Raw genomic sequence first — 16,856 nt, 5'->3', positions numbered from 1 at the left:
TCCCGGCGACAGCTCGGACGCCCTTGACAGAGTGGTGTTCGGTTGCCGACACATCGCGGTGGGTCCGGCGGATTGTGTTGCCGCTGAGTGGTGACACGCCATAGAGTCGCCAACCGTCGGCATGGTGCCACGCTGACCTATCGATAAGTGTCCTGGTCACGTCCGAGGAGGTAAGACGACTTGTGAATGAGTCGACATTTGCTCCTGGAGGTGGTCGAGCAGGAGGGCCTGCGCGGGGCCAGGGTCCTGCCGGAATCGAAGCTGTCGGATCCGTCGCGGTCCGCACCTTCGCAAACCACCAGCACATGACGACGCCCCAAAAGAGCATGGACGGCCTAGACGTGAACTCCAGGGCCGGCGACCTGAGCGGCGACAAGCCCGTGGGTTTCGCCGACTACGAACAGGTGCCCGAGGGGCATTTCTACGACCCCGACGCGGAGTACGAGCCCGACCCCGAGTACGCGGCCACTCTCGCCCCCGACGCTGCCCGCCAGCGCCGTGAGCGGATCGGCCCGACCGGACGGCCGCTGCCGTACTTCCCGATCCCGGGTCCGCTGACCGACCACGGTCCGGCGACGATCATCGCGATGTGCAACCAGAAGGGCGGCGTGGGCAAGACCACGTCGACCATCAACCTGGGTGCCGCGCTCGCCGAGTACGGGCGCCGGGTGCTGCTCGTCGACTTCGACCCGCAGGGCGCGCTGTCCGTGGGTCTCGGCGTGAATCCGATGGAGCTCGACCTGACGGTCTACAACCTGCTCATGGAGCGGGGCATGTCGGCCGACGAGGTGCTGCTCAAGACGGCGGTCCCCAACATGGACCTGCTGCCGAGCAACATCGACCTGTCCGCCGCCGAAGTGCAGTTGGTCAGTGAGGTCGCGCGCGAGTCGACTCTGCAGCGGGCGCTGAAGCCCCTGATGGCCGACTACGACTACATCGTGATCGACTGTCAGCCCTCGCTCGGTCTGCTGACCGTGAACGCCCTGACGGCGGCTCACAAGGTCATCGTGCCGCTGGAGTGCGAGTTCTTCGCACTGCGCGGTGTGGCACTGCTGACCGAGACCATCGAGAAGGTGCAGGAGCGGCTCAACCCGGAGCTGGAGCTCGACGGCATCCTCGCCACGATGTACGACTCCCGTACGGTGCACAGCCGCGAGGTCCTGGCGCGCGTCGTCGAGGCCTTCGACGAGCACGTCTACCACACGGTCATCGGCCGCACGGTGCGGTTCCCGGAGACCACGGTCGCCGGCGAACCGATCACCACGTACGCCTCCAACTCCGTCGGCGCCGCCGCCTACCGCCAGCTCGCCAGGGAGGTGCTCGCCCGGTGTCCCGCCGAGTGAGTCTGCCCGGAGCCGACGAACTGTTCCGTACGACCGGGGGGATGGCGCTCACGTCGTCGTCGGCGTCCTCGGCCTCCACGCCGCGCGGCGTGGAGCACGCGGCGGCAGCCGCGGAGGGCACGGCGGGCGAGGGCCGCAGCCGGGAGGCTGAGGCCGGCACGGAGCCGGGCGTGGGCCCGCAGCGCAGGCCGCAGGAAGGTTCCGGTGGCGCCGTTCCCGCCCCTGCCCCCGGTCGGGGCAAGGGGCAGGGCCGGGGCGCGAACCGGCGGCCCAGCGGGCGCGAGCGGCACGACGAGAAGATCACGGTCTACGTCTCCGCCGAGGAGCTCATGGACCTGGAACACGCGCGGCTGGTGCTGCGCGGGGAGCACGGCCTGGCGGTCGACCGCGGCCGCATCGTCCGCGAGGCCGTCGCGGTGGTCCTGGCGGACCTGGAGTCCCGCGGCGACGCGAGCATCCTGGTCCGCCGCCTGCGGGGCCGCTGACCCCTTCCGGGCCCCGTGTGCCGGTCCGCGCCCCCGAGGCGCCCACAGGACCGGTCCGCGGCCCTCAGGGGCCGGCGCGGTACGGACTCCGGCCCCGGCCCGTGTCCGGACCTCGCCGGAGGCGGGTCCCGGCGCCTGCGCGGCGCCCGTACGTGGGAGTCTTGGACCTTGGCCCCGGCCCGACCGGCCCCCTCCCTCCCGTACCACCCTGGACCGCGATGCCCCCTCCCCCCGAAGCAGGCCTCCCGTCCCGTCGCCCGCTGGGCCGCGGCCCGGGGGCTCCCGTGCCGGAGGAGGCCGGTGAGCTCCCCGCTCCCGTTCCGGAGGCCCCTGGCGGAGGCGTGGGGGCCGTACCGGGTTCCGGTGCTCCCCGGGAAGCGGCCGCGGACGGGCGGTTCACCCTGCGGCTGGAGAACTTCGAGGGCCCCTTCGACCTGCTGCTGCAGCTGATCTCGCGGCACCGGCTCGACGTCACCGAGGTCGCGCTGTCGCAGGTCACCAACGAGTTCATGGCGCACATCCGTGCCATGGGACCCGACTGGGACCTGGACCAGACGACCGAGTTCCTGGTCGTCGCCGCCACCCTGCTCGATCTGAAGGCGGCCCGGCTGCTGCCCGTCGCCGAGGTCGAGGACGAGGCGGACCTGGCGCTGCTGGAGGCCAGGGACCTGCTGTTCGCGCGGCTGCTGCAGTACCGGGCGTACAAGAGGATCGCCGAGATCTTCCAGGAGCGGGCCGAGACCGAGGGCCGGCGGTACCCGCGCACGGTGGGGCTGGAGCCCCGGCTCGCCGAGCTGCTGCCCGAAGTGGTCATCAGCATCGGCGGCGACGGACTGGCGCGGCTCGCTGTGAAGGCCATGCAGCCCAGGGCCGTGCCGCAGGTGTACGTGGACCACATCCACGCACCGCTCGTCAGCGTCCGGGAGCAGGCCGGGCTGGTGGTGGCGCTGCTCAAGGCACGCGGCGAGGCCACCTTCCAGGAACTCACCGAGGACGCCGCCGACACCCTGACCGTCGTGGCGCGCTTCCTTGCCCTCCTGGAGCTCTACCGGGAGAAGGCCGTGGTCCTGGACCAGGAGGAGGCCCTGAAGACGCTCACCGTGCGGTGGAGCGGCGGGGACGGGGACGGCATGCCGACGGTGACGGACGAGTTCGATCAGATCGTGGAGGTCAGGGAATGAGCGAGGCGGCGACGCACGCGCCAGGGACGGCCGGGCTGGCGCTGAAGCCGGCGCTGGAGGCCGTCCTCATGGTCGTGGACGAGCCCGCGACCGAGGGGCACCTGGCGAAGGTGTTGGAGCGGACCCCGCGGGAGGTCGCGGACGCGCTGCGCGAGCTGGTGGACGAGTACGCGGCCCAGGGCCGCGGATTCGAATTGCGGCTCGTCGCCGGGGGCTGGCGGTTCTACAGCCGGGCGGCCTTCGCCCCGGCGGTCGAGGCCTTCGTGCTGGACGGCCAGCAGGCCCGTCTCACCCAGGCGGCCCTGGAGACGATGGCCGTCGTCGCGTACCGCCAGCCGGTCAGCCGGTCGAGGGTCTCGGCGGTCCGCGGAGTCAACTGCGACGGGGTCATGCGCACCCTCCTCCAGCGGGGTCTGGTGGAGGAGGCGGGGACGGAACCCGAAACAGGTGCGATCCTGTACAGGACGACGAACTACTTTCTGGAGCGGATGGGCCTGCGCGGCCTGGACGAGCTCCCGGAGCTCGCGCCCTTCCTCCCCGAGGCGGACGCGATCGAAGCCGAGACGCAAGAGGGTGTTCCGTCGTTCGATCCGGACTCTCCGGATACCGATGAAGACGACAAGACGACGGAACTTTGATGCGAAGCAGCGGCAACGGCAACGGTGGCGGCAACAGGAACAGCAGCGGCGGCGGTGGCGGCGGGCGTGGTAACGCCCGCGGCGGCAGCTCCAGCGGCGGCGGTGGCTACCGCGGTGGCGGCTCCGGCGGTGGCAGCGGCTCGGGCGGTGGCTCTCGCGGCGGCAGCTCGGGTGGTGGCTACCAGGGTGGCGGCTCGGGCGGCGGCTCCCGCGGCGGCAGCTCCAGTGGTGGTGGCTACCAGGGCGGTGGCTCCCGTGGCGGCAGCTCGGGTGGTGGCTACCAGGGTGGCGGCTCCGGTGGCGGCTCCCGCGGCGGCAGCTCCAGTGGTGGTGGCTACCAGGGCGGTGGCTCCCGTGGCGGCAGCTCGGGTGGTGGCTACCAGGGCGGCGGCTCCGGCGGCGGCTCCCGCGGCGGCAGCTCCTCCGGCGGCTACCGCAGCGGCGGCAGCTCCAGCGGTGGCGGTTACCAGGGCGGCGGCTACCAGGGCGGCGGCTCCGACCGTGACCGCGAGCCCGCGCCCCGCATCCGCAACCCCCGCCCCGAGGAGCGTCGCTACGACGTGGGCCCCGAGGGCGAGCGCAACGGCCGCGGCGGTGCCAAGGCGGGCGGCGGCGGTGCCCGCGGCGCGGCCGACGGCAACCGTGGTGGCGGTGCGCGCGGCGCGGCGGCCCGCGGTGGCGCCAAGGGCGGCCCGAAGACCTCCCGCACTCCCGGCATCGGCGGCGCGGGCGGCCCGCGCAGCGGCCCCGGAAGCCGCAGCGGCCAGTCCAAGCCGCGCGAGCTGGAGGCGCGGATCGAGGAGCGCGTGCGCGACCGGTACGCCGACAAGCCCGTGATCAAGACCCCGAAGACCTTCCCGGGTGCCGAGGAGGAGGGCGAGCGTCTGCAGAAGGTCCTCGCCCGGGCCGGCATGGGTTCGCGCCGCGCGTGCGAGGAGCTCATCGAGCAGGCCCGCGTCGAGGTCAACGGCGAGATCGTGCTGGAGCAGGGCAAGCGGGTCAAGCCGTCGGACGAGATCAAGGTGGACGGCCTGACCGTCGCCACCCAGTCGTACCTGTTCTTCGCGCTGAACAAGCCGGCCGGCGTCGTCTCCACCATGGAGGACCCGGACGGCCGCCAGTGCCTCGGTGACTACGTCACCAACCGCGAGACGCGCCTCTTCCACGTCGGCCGGCTCGACACCGAGACCGAGGGCATCATCCTGCTCACGAACCACGGTGAGCTGGCTCACCGCCTCACGCACCCGAAGTACGGCGTGAAGAAGACCTACGTCGCCGCCATCACCGGCCCGCTGCCGCGGGACATCGGCAAGCGCCTCAAGGACGGCATCGAGCTGGAGGACGGGTACGCCCGCGCCGACCACTTCCGCGTCGTCGACCAGCTCGGCAAGAACTACCTGGTCGAGGTGACCCTCCACGAGGGGCGCAAGCACATCGTCCGCCGGATGCTGTCCGAGGCCGGCTTCCCGGTCGAGAAGCTGGTGCGGACCTCCTTCGGTCCGATCGAGCTCGGTGACCAGAAGTCCGGCTGGCTGCGCCGCCTGACCAACACCGAGGTCGGCATGCTCATGCGCGAGGTCGGTCTGTAGGTCCTCCCGGGGACCCGCTCCCCGCGGGGCCCGAAGGGCCTCAAGAACCCGTGGTGCCCGCTGGGCGCCGCGGGTTCTTTTTTGGTTGTGCCGGACCCCGTCCCCCTTTATAGTCAACCTGACTATAAAGAGAGCGGGGGCGTCATGGGGTGGCAGACGAGCTGGACCGAGATCCTCGGATTCGTCACAGGGGCTCTGTGTGTCTGGCTGGTCGCCCGGCAGCACATCGCCAACTGGCCGATCGGCATCGCGAACAACATCTTCTTCATCGCGCTCTTCTACCCGGCCGGCCTCTACGCCGACGCCGGGCTGCAGATCGTCTTCATCGCCCTCGCCGCGTACGGCTGGTGGTCCTGGACCCACGGGGGTGGACCAGGAACCGTCGGGGCCCTGCAGGTGCGCCGCAGCACGGCCACCGAATGGGCCGCGCTCGCCGCGGTGGGGGCGGTGGGGGTGCTGGGCCTGACCCTCCTGCTGGCACGGGTCACCGATTCCACCGTCCCGTTCTGGGACGCGCTGACCACCGGGCTCTCGCTCATGGCCACCTACGGTCAGTGCCGCAAGCTCGTCGAGTCCTGGTGGCTGTGGATCGCCGCCGACCTCGTGTACATCCCGCTCTACGTCTACAAGGGGCTCTACCTGACCTCCCTGCTCTACGCGGTCTTCCTCGCCCTGTGCGTGGCCGGACTGCTCGCCTGGCGCGGGGCGCTCCCCGTGCGCGGGGCCCACGGGACGCGGCGGGTGGCGGCGTGAAGCGCTACGGCCACGGCCTGGTCCTCGGCAAGTTCTATCCGCCGCACACCGGCCACCACCACTTGGTGCGCACCGCGCAGGACCAGTGCGAGCGGCTGACCGTGCTGGTGTGCGCGGCCTCCGTGGAATCCGTACCGCTGGCCGACCGGGTCGCCTGGATGCGCGAGGCGCACCCCGGGGCCGATGTGGTCGGCGCGGTCGACGACATCCCGGTCGACCTGCACGACCCGGCGGTCTGGGAGGCGCACATGGCGATCTTCCGGGGCGCGGTGGGCCGCCCGGTCGACGCCGTGTTCACCTCGGAGGCCTACGGGACCGAGCTCGCGCGGCGGTTCGGGGCCGAGGAGGTCTGCGTGGACCGGGACCGCACCCTCTTCCCGGTGTCCGGTACGGCCGTACGGGCCGACCCGGCCGGGAACTGGGAGTTCCTGGGGCCGGGCGTACGGGCCGCGCTGACCCGGCGGATCGTCGTGCTCGGCGCCGAGTCCACCGGGACGACCACGCTGTCGCGGGCCCTGGCGGCCCACTGGCGCCGGCGCGGCGGAGTGTGGGCGAAGACGGGCTGGGTCGCCGAGTACGGCCGTCAGTACAGCGAGGAGCGGCTGGCGGCGGCGCGCGCGGCGGACCCGGCTGCGACCTGGGCCGATGTGAGCTTCGCCTCGGCCGAGTTCCCCGTGATCGCCAGGCGGCAGGACGAGCGGGAGGAGCGGGCGGCCCGGCTGGGATCGCCGGTGCTCTTCTGCGACACCGACTCCTTCGCCACCGGCATCTGGCACGAGCGGTACACGGGCGGGCGCAGCGAGGAGGTCGAGCGGATCGCCGCGGGCACCCACCGGGACCTGTACCTGCTCACCGACCACGCGGACGTGCCCTTCGAGGACGACGGACTGCGCGACGGCCCGCAGCTGAGGCCGTGGATGACCGGGCGGTTCCTGGAGGAGCTGGAGCGGACCGGGAGGCGTTTCCTGGTGGTCCGCGGGGACCGGGAGACGCGGCTGGCGGCGGCGGTGGCGGCCGTCGGCGAACTGCTCGCCGAGGGCTGGTGCTTCGCCGATCCGCTGCCGGAGCGGGCGGGGGAGCCGACCCGGTGAGCGACACGGGACCGGGCTACGACCCGTACGCCTTCGTGCCGTTCGCGGTGACCGTGGACCTCGCCGTGTTCACCGTCCGCGGCGGCACCCTGCACGTCCTGCTGATCCGGCGCGGACAGGAACCGTACGCGGGCGCCTGGGCGCTCCCCGGCGGCTTCGTCCTGCCCCGCGAATCCGCGGAGACGGCGGCCCGGCGCGAACTGGCCGAGGAGACCGGCCTGTCGGCGGACGTCATCGACGCCCTCCACCTGGACCAGCTGCGCACCTACAGCGAACCGGACCGCGACCCCCGGATGCGGGTCGTCTCGGTGGCATTCACCGCGCTCGTCCCCGATCTGCCGGAACCGGTGGCCGGCGGCGGCGGGGACGCGGACCGCGCCCGCTGGGTGCCCGTGGGCGAGGCGTCGGAGGCCGGGTTCGGGCCGGCCTTCGACCACGCGGAGATCCTGGCGGACGCCCGGTCCCGGGTGGGCGCGAAGCTGGAGTACACCTGCCTGGCCACCGCTTTCTGCCCGCCCGAGTTCACCCTCGGCGAGCTCCAGGCCGTCTACGAGACCGTCTGGGACACCGTCCTGGACCGCCCCAACTTCCGCCGCAAGGTCCTGGCCACCCCCGGCTTCGTGGCCGCCGTGCCCGGGGCCGCCCGGCTCACCGGCGGCCGCGGCAAACCGGCCGCGCTGTACCGGCCCGGACCCGCGACCACCCTGCACCCGCCCCTGCTCCGCCCCTCGGAAGGACACCCACGATGACGAAGACCGCGAAGCGGGCGGCGACCGGAGCCCTCCTCGGCCTGGCGCTTGGAGACGCGCTCGGCTTCCCGACGGAGTTCAACGACGTACCGGGCATCCTCGCGAAGACCGGGCCCTGGCGGTCCATGGACCTGCCCCGCCCGGCGATCGTCACGGACGACACCCAGATGACCCTCGCCTTCGCCCGGGGCATACGGACCGCCGCGGACCGGGGCCGGGTCGGCCCGCTGAGCCTGGCCCGCCCGGTCCGGGAGGAGTTCGTCGACTGGTACCACTCCCCGGAGAACAACCGGGCCCCGGGCAACACCTGCCTGAAGGCCTGCCAGCTCCTGGACCGGCCCGGGCTGGACTGGCGCGAGGCCAGCCAGCTCGGCTCCAAGGGCTGCGGCGCGAACATGCGGGTGGCGCCGGCCGGGCTGGTGCCCGGCTGGACCGAGGAGGAGCGGGCCGGCGCGGCCCAGCTCCAGTCGGCCCTGACCCACGGCCACCCCACGGCACTGGCCGCCTCCGACCTCACGGCGCGGGCCGTGCACCTGCTGGCGCGGGGCACCGAGGTGACCGGGCTGGTCGGGCAGCTGCGCTCGTACGCCCTGGAGAACCGCACCCGCTACCACGAGCGCTGGCTCGGCGACCTCTGGGAGCGGACCGCCTCGGACGTCTCGGCCGAGGCCTTCATGGCGCGGGGCTGGGACGAGTGCCTCGCGGTCCTGGACCGCCTCGCGGCCGCCCTGCGCACCCCCTCCCCGGAAACCGACCCCTGCCTGACCACGGGCGACGGCTGGATCGCCGAGGAGGCCCTGGCCACCGCCCTGCAGTGCTTCCTGCTCTTCCCGGAGGAACCGCTGCTCGCCCTGCGCCGCGCGGCCTGCACGAAGGGCGACTCCGACTCCATCGCCTGCCTGGCCGGCGCCTTCGCGGGCGCCCACCTCGGCGCGGACGTCTGGCCCCGCGACTGGGAGGGCCGCATCGAGTACCGGGACGAACTCCTGTCCCTCGGCGCGCTCTGGGACGCGTGAGCGGACCCGGAGTCCGTCACCACCCGGCCCTCGCGGGCCACCGGCCGTCCCGTGCAAGCGGGTTGGTAGGTTCGGGATCATGGGGGGAAGCGCCTGGGCCACCAGGTACTGGGGCGGGGGAGCGCTGCTGTTCGCGGTGCTGGCCCTGTGGAGGCTGTTGCTGGGTGCGGGCGTGTCGGTGTACCGGCCGGAGGTGGCCGACGGCATGGTCGTCGAGGTCCACCGGCTGAAGGTGAACGAGCCCAAGGCGAGGGTGCTCAGCGGCGACGTCACGGTCGAGGTCCCCCGGTTCGGCCCCGGGGAAGAGCGGGTGGGCACCACCCGGCTGGAGGTGCTGAACGGGCACCTCGGAGCCCAGCGGGCGCTGGGCGACGCCTACCGGGCGGGCCAGGCCCTGGACGGCCCCCAGGGGCCTTCGGCCACCTGGGTTCCGGTGCTGTACGCCCCGACCGCGCCCCGGCTCGGCGGCGTCGTGGACGCCCCTGGCCACATCGAGCGGTACCTGGGAGTCCGACTCCCCGTTCGCGTTCTCCCTGCCGCCGGTCGCCACCCGGATCGGCCTTGGGGTCGGAGCGGTCCCGGCGTTCTTCGTGGGGCTCTTCCTCGTCCGGATCCCGCCGGACGAACCCGCCGCCCGGACCCTGCGCGCCGACGCGGCACAAGTTGCGCTTCGCCCTGGACGACGGTTCCGAGCTGCTGATCGGAAACCCGGCCCTCGACCCCTACGCGCTCGCCGTCCTCGCGGCGCGCATGGAGAACGGCCGGGCTGGCTGTGCGGGGCCCGGAACTGGCGGATGATCAGGAGCGAGCAGCCGGTCGCCTTCGCCACCGACGAGGGGGAGACGGCGTGGCTGACGACGGCACTCGCGGTGGTCGTGGCCGCGGCGGCCCGCGTGACCTTGGTGATGCGCCGGGCGGCCCTCGCCGAGCGGACGGGCCGCTGGGAGGTCCGAGCGACCCGCGATCCGGCACTGGGACCTGCCTGACGGCGGCCCCCGGAGCTGTGCGGACGCCGGACCAAGGCGGACGCCGGACCAGGCCCGACTCCAGACCGAGGCCGACTCTAGACGAGGGCCGACGCCCGGCGGGTGCGCAGGAGGAAGTCCTCCACCCGGCGGAGGTCCGGGGTCCCGGGCAGCGGGGTCGTCGGGAGGGCGGCTTCGGACTCCTCCATCAGGCGGGTCATCCAGGCGTCGACCTCGTCCCAGGAGAGCTCACCGCGGCGGACCGACAGGAGGCGGTCGCGGTAGGGGCCCGCGTCGATCACCAGGCGGCCCGTGCGCAGCAGGTCGCGGCAGGACAGGAGCAGGCGAAGCAGGTGCATGGCGTGTTTCCAGCGCGGGGCGCCGTGGTTGCGGAGGTCCCCGAGGAGTTTGCCCCGCTGGGCGACGGCGTACCGGCTGAAAGTGGTGTGGGCCCGGCGGGAGAGGAACGCCCCGCGGAGCGAGAGGAGTTCCTCCCCGACCGGGGCGAGCTCCTCCACGAGGGGGGAGTGGAGGCACTCCAGGATGTTCGGGTTGGCGCGCAGGGCGAGCTCGCAGAAGCGTTCCAGCTCCCAGGAGAACTCCTCGTCCCGAGGTCCGTCCACGTGCGTCGGCGGCTTCTCGAAGCGCCAGAACAGCGGCGTGGGGGCGAGGTAGACACCGCGCCGGTCGGTGTCGCTCGCCTCCGTCGCCAGGCCGAACGCCCTCGAACCCATCACACAGGCGTAGACCGTGTGGTCCCTGACCAGGGCGAGTTCGAGCGGCTCGGGCGTCGGCTTGTCGTTCATCCGGGGAGCGTAGGCGGGCGGGCCCGCACTAGGCGAGCGAGATTTCGCCCGCCGGGGAGACGGTGATCTTCTTCTCCGCCAGCGGCCGCGTGGCCGGGCCGTGCGCCACCGCGCCGTCCGCCACGTTGAACTTGCTGCCGTGGCACGGGCAGTCGATGGTGCCTGCCGCGACCTTGTCCACCAGGCAGCCCTGGTGCGTGCACACCGCCGTGAAACAGCGGAAGGAGCCCGCCGTCGGCTGTGTGACCACCAGTTTCTCCTCCTTGAGGACCTTGCCGCCGCCGACCGGTACCTCGGAGGACTTGAGCAGGGCCTTGGTCGGCCCGGACGCCTCCGGGGCCTTCGGGGCCTGCTCCGTGGGCGCGCTGCCGCCCTCGGCCTGCGGCTTCTCCTCGGCTCCGCCACAGGCGGTCAGGACACCGCCGGCCAGGACGCTCGCGCCTGCCGCCAGAACCGTGCGCCGGGCGGCGTGCATGGGGTCGCTCATGACTTCTCCTCGAGTGATCGCCGGGATGGCGAGAGGCATCCTGGCGTGTGACGGGCCTCAGGAACACCCCGCCACGCCTTTGCTCAGCCCTCCGGTTGCCAGGGAACGAGTTCCGCAGGCGTGCCGGGGACACGTACGACCTCCCACACGCGGATCACGGCCTCCCGGTTCAGCGGTCCGTGGACGTGCGGGTAGCGGATCCCCGATTCACCCTCCCGGCGGACCTCGGAGGTCAGGGCGGACTCGTCGAGTTCCACGGCGAGCAGCCTCCCCCCTACGCCCGAGTAGTGCGAGGCGGCGATCGCCAGCGCCGTCTCCGGGTCCGCCGAACAGTGCACGAACCCCTCGGAGTCGAGGGAGGGCGGGGCGTACGGGCCGACTGGACCGGCGGTCCAGTCGGCGAGCGGCACGAGGTGGTAGATCATGCCGATCGTTCTACCGCAGCGGCCGCGGCGCTCTGCGCCAAGTGGCAGACGCGCCCGGTCTGGGTGACATTGTCCGTATCTCGAAGCCGTCCGCGCCGATTTCCGCGCGCCCGGTCCCTCTTCGAAAGGCATCACCATGGCGGGCAACGACCTCGGCTCCCTTCTCGGCGGCCTCCTCGGCGGAGGCGGCGGCGGACAGGGCGGCAGCGGCGGTGGCGGCAACATCCTCGGCTCCCTCCTCGGGGCGCTCATGGGCGGAGGTGCGGGCGGCGCCCAGGCGGCCGGAGGCGCGGGGAACAACCCCCTCGGCGGGCTGCTGGACATGCTGACCAAGTCGGGCCTGGTCGACCAGGCCCAGTCCTGGGTCGGCACCGGTGAGAACCAGCCGGTCAGCGGCGCGCAGATCGCCGAGGCACTCCCGAACGACACCCTGGCCAAGGTCGCCGAGCAGGCGGGCGTCACCCCGGAGGCCGCCGCCGACCAGATCGCGCAGGCGCTGCCCCAGGCCGTCGACAAGCTCAGCCCGGAAGGGGCGCTGCCGACCGGCTCGCTGGAGGACATCATCAAGCAGCAGAACCTCTGAGCCGTCCGACCCCCGCGCCCAGCAGGACAGCGGCCCCCGAGGGCCCGGCGGCCCGTCCCAGCGGACGGACCGCCGGGCCCTCGTGCCGTCCACCCTGGCTACCCTGAGGCAGGCACCGCCGTCGCACCCCCCTGTCACACCTGGAGAGCACCCCGTGAGAACCGCCGTCGTCATCGGAACCGGACTGATCGGCACCTCCGCGGCGCTCGCCCTGGCCGCCCGCGGCATCGCCGTCCACCTGGCCGACCGCGATCCCGGGCAGGCCCGTACCGCCGCCGCGCTCGGCGCCGGCACCGAGGAGCCCTACGAGGGCAGGGCCGACCTGGCGGTCATCGCCGTACCGCCGGCCCACGTGGCCGCCGCCCTCGCCGACGCGATCGGCCGGGACCTGGCACGCGCCTACGTGGACGTGGCCAGCGTCAAGGGCGGACCGCGCCGGGAGCTGGACGCGCTGGGCGTGGACACCAAGGCGTACATCGGCACCCACCCGATGGCGGGCAAGGAGCAGTCCGGGCCGCTCGCGGCCTCGGCCGACCTCTTCGAGGGCCGTCCGTGGGTGTTGACCCCGACCCGGGAGACCGACCACGAGGTGCTGAACCTGGCGCTGGAGCTGGTCGCGCTCTGCCGGGCCGTCCCGGTGGTCATGGATGCCGACGCCCACGACCGGGCCGTCGCACTGGTCTCGCACACCCCGCAGCTGGTCTCCAGCATGGTGGCGGCCCGGCTGGAGGAGGCCGACGAGACCGCGGTACGCCTCTGCGGGCAGGGCATCCGGGACGTGACCCGGATCGCCGCCTCCGATCCGCGGATGTGGGTGGAGATCCTCTCGGCCAACCCGGGACCGGTCGCTGACGTGCTGGCCGGGATCGCCGCCGACCTGGAGGAGACGGTGGAAGCCCTGCGGGGCCTGCAGTCCGCCGACGAGGACAAGCGCCGGGGCGGGGCGGCCGGCATCGAGGACGTCCTGCGCCGCGGCAACGCGGGCCGAGTCCGGGTGCCGGGCAAGCACGGGGCCGCCCCGGCCGTCTACGAGACGGTGGCCGTACTCATCTCCGACCAGCCGGGCGAGCTCGCGCGGATCTTCGCCGACGCCGGGCGGGCCGGGGTCAACATCGAGGACGTACGGATCGAGCACGCGACCGGCCAGCAGGCGGGCCTGGTCCAGCTGATGGTCGAACCCCGGGCGGTCTCCAGCCTCCAGGCCGAGCTGCGCGAACGCGGCTGGGCACTGCGTCAGCCGTAGGGTTGCCCGGACCCGGCGGGCGGCGCCGAAAAGCCCGGTAACCTGGAGGAGGGGCGCTATTGGCGCGCCCGGACACGTACGCGCAACCAGGAAGGTGCCCGCACCGTGGAAACCGCAGCTCCGACCGCCGTGATCGTCGCCATCGACGGTCCCTCCGGCACGGGCAAGTCCAGCACTTCCAGGGCCGTGGCCGCCAAGCTCGGGTTGCGCTACCTGGACACCGGCGCCCAGTACCGGGCCATCACCTGGTGGATGATCACCAACGGGATCGACACCGACGACCCGCAGGCGATCGCCCTCGCGGCGGGCAAGCCCGCCATCGTGTCCGGCACCGATCCGTCCGCGCCCACCATCACCGTCGACGGCCAGGACGCCTCCGGCCCGATCCGGACCCAGGAGGTCACCTCGAAGGTCAGCGCCGTCAGCGCGGTCCCCCAGGTGCGCACCCTGATCACCGAGCTCCAGCGCTCCATCACCGCCGAGGCGGCCGAAGAGGCCGACGGCATCGTCGTCGAGGGCAGGGACATCGGCACCACCGTCCTGCCCGACGCCGACCTCAAGATCTTCCTCACCGCCTCCCCGGAGGCCCGCGCCGCCCGCCGCAGCGGCGAGCTGCGCGGCAAGGAGGCCGCGGACCTCGCGGCCACCAAGGAGGCGCTGATCAGGCGCGACGCCGCCGACTCCGGCCGCCACACCTCCCCGTTGGCCAAGGCCGACGACGCCGTCGAGGTCGACACCACCGAGCTCACGCTCGACCAGGTCATCGAGTGCGTGGTCACCCTGGTGGAGGAGAAGCGGGCGGGCCGCACGTGAGTGGTACGCCCTCCCTCAAGGGTGCGGCGGTCGGCCGGCGGATCGGCATCGGGCTCATGTACGGCCTCTGGAAGCCGCGCGTGCTGGGGGCCTGGAAGGTCCCCGCCACCGGCCCCGTGATCCTGGCCGTGAACCATTCGCACAACATCGACGGACCCATGGTCATGGGCACCGCCCCCCGGCCGCTGCACTTCCTGATCAAGAAGGAGGCGTACGTCGGCCCGCTCGGCCCCTTCCTCGAAGGGATCGGGCAGGTGAAGGTGGACCGCTCCGGCGCCGACCGCGGAGCGATCAGCCGCGCGCTGGGAGTACTGGAGAACGGCGGGGCACTGGGGATCTTCCCCGAGGGCACCAGGGGCGAGGGCGACTTCGCCTCGCTGCGCGCGGGCCTCGCGTACTTCGCGGTCCGTTCCGGCGCCCCCGTGGTGCCGGTCGCCGTACTGGGGAGCACCGATCGCCGCGGGCGCGTCGTGAAGGCGCTGCCGCCGCTGAGGAGCGGGGTCGACATCGTCTTCGGAGACGCCTTCGACGCCGGGGACGGCAGTGGCCGCCGTACCCGTACCGCGCTGGACCAGGCCACCGTACGCATCCAGGAGCGGCTGACCGCCCACCTGGCCGACGCCAAGCGCCTCACCGGGCGCTGAGCGAGACTTGACCTAGTAGTGGAACCGCGCTGCGCGGGCCCCACCGACCACCACGAACGACGAGGAACGGACTTCATGAACGACCAGCAAGACCACGGAGCACTTGGCGATGCCGAGTACGCGGAGTTCATGGAGCTCGCCGCGGAAGAGGGCTTCGACATCGAGGACGTCGAAGGCGCTCTGCAGGAGGCCGGTCACGGCCCGCTGCCCGTCCTCGCCGTCGTAGGCCGCCCGAACGTCGGCAAGTCGACCCTGGTGAACCGGATCATCGGCCGCCGCGAGGCGGTCGTCGAGGACAAGCCCGGCGTCACCCGCGACCGCGTCACCTACGAGGCCGAGTGGGCCGGCCGCCGCTTCAAGGTCGTCGACACCGGTGGCTGGGAACAGGACGTCCTCGGCATCGACGCCTCCGTCGCCGCCCAGGCCGAGTACGCCATCGAGGCCTGCGACGCCGTCGTCTTCGTGGTGGACGCCAAGGTCGGCGCCACCGACACCGACGAGGCCGTCGTCCGCCTGCTGCGCAAGGCCGGCAAGCCCGTCGTGCTGTGCGCCAACAAGGTCGACGGCCAGAGCGGCGAGTCCGACGCGGCCGCCCTGTGGTCGCTGGGCCTCGGCTACCCGCACCCGGTCTCCTCGCTGCACGGCCGCGGCACCGGCGACATGCTCGACGCCGTCCTGGAAGCCCTGCCCGAGGCGCCCGCGCAGACCTTCGGCACCGCCATCGGCGGTCCCCGCCGGATCGCGCTCATCGGCCGCCCGAACGTCGGCAAGTCCTCCCTCCTGAACAAGGTGGCCAAGGAGGACCGGGTCGTCGTCAACGAGATGGCCGGCACCACCCGCGACCCGGTCGACGAGCTGATCCAGCTCGGCGGGGTCACCTGGAAGTTCATCGACACCGCGGGCATCCGCAAGAAGGTCCACCTCCAGCAGGGCGCCGACTACTACGCCTCGCTGCGTACGGCCGCCGCCGTGGAGAAGGCTGAGGTCGCGGTCATCCTGATCGACACGACCGAGAACATCTCCGTCCAGGACCAGCGCATCATCACCATGGCCGTCGAGGCGGGCCGCGCGATCGTGATCGCGTACAACAAGTGGGACGGGCTCGACGAGGAGCGCCGCTACTACCTCGAGCGCGAGATCGAGACCGAGATGCAGCAGGTCGCCTGGGCGCCCCGGGTGAACGTCTCGGCGCTCACCGGCCGTCACATGGAGAAGCTGGTCCCGGCCATCGAGACCGCTCTCGCCGGCTGGGAGACCCGCATCCCGACCGGCCGGCTGAACGCCTTCCTCGGCGAGGTCGTCGCCGCCCACCCGCACCCGATCCGTGGCGGCAAACAGCCGCGCATCCTGTTCGGTACGCAGGCGGGCAGCAAGCCGCCGCGGTTCGTCCTCTTCGCCTCGGGCTTCCTGGAGCACGGCTACCGCCGCTTCATCGAGCGCCGCCTGCGCGAGGAGTTCGGCTTCGAGGGGACCCCGATCCACATCTCGGTCCGCGTGCGCGAGAAGCGCGGAGCGCAGCACAAGCGAAAGATGTAGTGGGGCCAGCCGGGGCTAGTAGCCCCGGCGCGGAGCGGGCGGCAGGGCCGCCGGGATGTGCTGCATCCCGGTCTGGGTCTGCCGCCCGTTCGCGTATCCGGAGCCGGAGCCCGCGTACGAGTACTGCGGCTGCGGGGTGTAGGAGGGCTGCCAGGCGTCGGCCTGCTGCCATGCGGAACCGTTCCAGCCGCTCCCGTAGGAGCCCGCGGGGACGCTGCCGGATCCCGTGCCGTACGCGCCGCCGCCGCTGTACGGACCTCCGTAGGAGAACGCCGTGAAGCCGAGGTCCTCCTCGCCGGTGCGGTCGCCCGGGAGGGCTCGGAAGGCGCGCAGGTACTCCGAGTACAGCGTGTCGTAGATGGGCGTGTGCGAGGCGGCCGGGGCGCTCTCCAGCTCCCGTGCGGGGCGCATCTGGGGGACGCTGCTCGGATAGGACGGGGCGCGGGAGACATCGTAGGAATGCACGTATCAGCCAACGAAACGGGCGCCCCGCGGATGCGGGGTGACGG

Annotated in this window: 20 protein-coding genes; 16 read left to right on the top strand and 4 right to left on the bottom strand. The window is 72.8% G+C overall.

Annotated features, from left to right (window positions below):
• Positions 1-182: 182 nt before the first annotated feature.
• From OG389_RS08690 to OG389_RS08640, 11 genes are all read left to right on the top strand, one after another.
• Positions 183-1,343 (top strand): ParA family protein, encoded by a 1,161-nt coding sequence (locus OG389_RS08690; protein WP_443059228.1) that lies wholly within the window; start codon positions 183-185, stop codon positions 1,341-1,343.
• Positions 1,328-1,828, top strand: coding sequence for a hypothetical protein (locus OG389_RS08685; protein WP_328297882.1), 501 nt, complete (start codon positions 1,328-1,330; stop codon positions 1,826-1,828). Before OG389_RS08690 ends, OG389_RS08685 begins: the two co-directional genes overlap by 16 nt.
• Before the next feature lie 341 nt (positions 1,829-2,169).
• A complete protein-coding gene (locus OG389_RS08680; RefSeq protein ID WP_443059227.1) occupies positions 2,170-3,009 on the top strand; it encodes a segregation and condensation protein A in 840 nt (279 codons plus the stop codon).
• Entirely contained in the window at positions 3,006-3,647 is a 642-nt protein-coding gene (gene scpB, locus OG389_RS08675) for an SMC-Scp complex subunit ScpB (protein WP_328297881.1), read from the top strand. The genes OG389_RS08680 and scpB overlap by 4 nt, the downstream gene beginning before the upstream one ends.
• Positions 3,647-5,236 (top strand): pseudouridine synthase, encoded by a 1,590-nt coding sequence (locus tag OG389_RS08670; RefSeq protein ID WP_328297880.1) that lies wholly within the window; start codon positions 3,647-3,649, stop codon positions 5,234-5,236. The genes scpB and OG389_RS08670 overlap by 1 nt, the downstream gene beginning before the upstream one ends.
• Positions 5,237-5,380: 144 nt before the next feature.
• Positions 5,381-5,989 carry a nicotinamide riboside transporter PnuC gene (gene pnuC, locus OG389_RS08665; RefSeq protein ID WP_328297879.1) on the top strand — a complete coding sequence of 203 codons (609 nt, stop codon included), beginning with the start codon at positions 5,381-5,383 and terminating at the stop codon, positions 5,987-5,989.
• Complete coding sequence (locus tag OG389_RS08660; protein WP_328297878.1) at positions 5,986-7,080, top strand: AAA family ATPase; 1,095 nt, start codon at positions 5,986-5,988, stop codon at positions 7,078-7,080. The genes pnuC and OG389_RS08660 overlap by 4 nt, the downstream gene beginning before the upstream one ends.
• Positions 7,077-7,829: an NUDIX hydrolase gene (locus tag OG389_RS08655; protein ID WP_328297877.1), complete on the top strand. Its 753-nt coding sequence runs from the start codon at positions 7,077-7,079 to the stop codon at positions 7,827-7,829. The genes OG389_RS08660 and OG389_RS08655 overlap by 4 nt, the downstream gene beginning before the upstream one ends.
• Positions 7,826-8,845 (top strand): ADP-ribosylglycohydrolase family protein, encoded by a 1,020-nt coding sequence (locus OG389_RS08650; RefSeq protein ID WP_328297876.1) that lies wholly within the window; start codon positions 7,826-7,828, stop codon positions 8,843-8,845. Before OG389_RS08655 ends, OG389_RS08650 begins: the two co-directional genes overlap by 4 nt.
• Before the next feature lie 79 nt (positions 8,846-8,924).
• A complete protein-coding gene (locus tag OG389_RS08645) occupies positions 8,925-9,545 on the top strand; it encodes a hypothetical protein (protein WP_328297875.1) in 621 nt (206 codons plus the stop codon).
• Between the two features lie 94 nt (positions 9,546-9,639).
• Positions 9,640-9,831: a hypothetical protein gene (locus OG389_RS08640; protein ID WP_328297874.1), complete on the top strand. Its 192-nt coding sequence runs from the start codon at positions 9,640-9,642 to the stop codon at positions 9,829-9,831.
• Positions 9,832-9,908: 77 nt separating this feature from the next.
• Here OG389_RS08640 and OG389_RS08635 read toward each other — a convergent pair whose 3' ends face one another.
• From OG389_RS08635 to OG389_RS08625, 3 genes are all read right to left on the bottom strand, one after another.
• On the bottom strand, positions 9,909-10,616 hold the full coding sequence (locus OG389_RS08635; RefSeq protein ID WP_328297873.1) for a nucleotidyltransferase domain-containing protein: 708 nt from the start codon (positions 10,614-10,616) through the stop codon (positions 9,909-9,911).
• A gap of 28 nt (positions 10,617-10,644) precedes the next feature.
• Positions 10,645-11,103 (bottom strand): Rieske (2Fe-2S) protein, encoded by a 459-nt coding sequence (locus OG389_RS08630; RefSeq protein WP_328297872.1) that lies wholly within the window; start codon positions 11,101-11,103, stop codon positions 10,645-10,647.
• 83 nt (positions 11,104-11,186) lie between these two features.
• Complete coding sequence (locus OG389_RS08625; protein ID WP_328297871.1) at positions 11,187-11,528, bottom strand: DUF952 domain-containing protein; 342 nt, start codon at positions 11,526-11,528, stop codon at positions 11,187-11,189.
• Positions 11,529-11,664: 136 nt separating this feature from the next.
• Here OG389_RS08625 and OG389_RS08620 point away from each other — a divergent pair, with 136 nt between their 5' ends.
• From OG389_RS08620 to der, 5 genes are all read left to right on the top strand, one after another.
• A complete protein-coding gene (locus tag OG389_RS08620) occupies positions 11,665-12,111 on the top strand; it encodes a YidB family protein (protein ID WP_328297870.1) in 447 nt (148 codons plus the stop codon).
• A 154-nt stretch (positions 12,112-12,265) separates the two neighbouring features.
• Positions 12,266-13,354: a prephenate dehydrogenase gene (locus OG389_RS08615; RefSeq protein WP_328297869.1), complete on the top strand. Its 1,089-nt coding sequence runs from the start codon at positions 12,266-12,268 to the stop codon at positions 13,352-13,354.
• Between the two features lie 105 nt (positions 13,355-13,459).
• Complete coding sequence (cmk, locus tag OG389_RS08610; protein ID WP_328297868.1) at positions 13,460-14,167, top strand: (d)CMP kinase; 708 nt, start codon at positions 13,460-13,462, stop codon at positions 14,165-14,167.
• Between the two features lie 56 nt (positions 14,168-14,223).
• Positions 14,224-14,811 carry a lysophospholipid acyltransferase family protein gene (locus tag OG389_RS08605; RefSeq protein WP_328303615.1) on the top strand — a complete coding sequence of 196 codons (588 nt, stop codon included), beginning with the start codon at positions 14,224-14,226 and terminating at the stop codon, positions 14,809-14,811.
• Between the two features lie 75 nt (positions 14,812-14,886).
• A complete protein-coding gene (gene der / locus OG389_RS08600) occupies positions 14,887-16,347 on the top strand; it encodes a ribosome biogenesis GTPase Der (RefSeq protein ID WP_328297867.1) in 1,461 nt (486 codons plus the stop codon).
• 15 nt (positions 16,348-16,362) lie between these two features.
• Here the strand turns inward: der and OG389_RS08595 are convergent, their stop codons facing one another.
• On the bottom strand, positions 16,363-16,758 hold the full coding sequence (locus tag OG389_RS08595; protein ID WP_328297866.1) for a hypothetical protein: 396 nt from the start codon (positions 16,756-16,758) through the stop codon (positions 16,363-16,365).
• Positions 16,759-16,856: the final 98 nt, after the last annotated feature.

The organism is Streptomyces sp. NBC_00435, assembly GCF_036014235.1.
GTDB lineage: Bacteria > Actinomycetota > Actinomycetes > Streptomycetales > Streptomycetaceae > Streptomyces.
The sequence above is the reverse complement of the archived record's forward strand: the minus strand, read 5'-3'. Positions and strand labels throughout refer to the sequence as shown.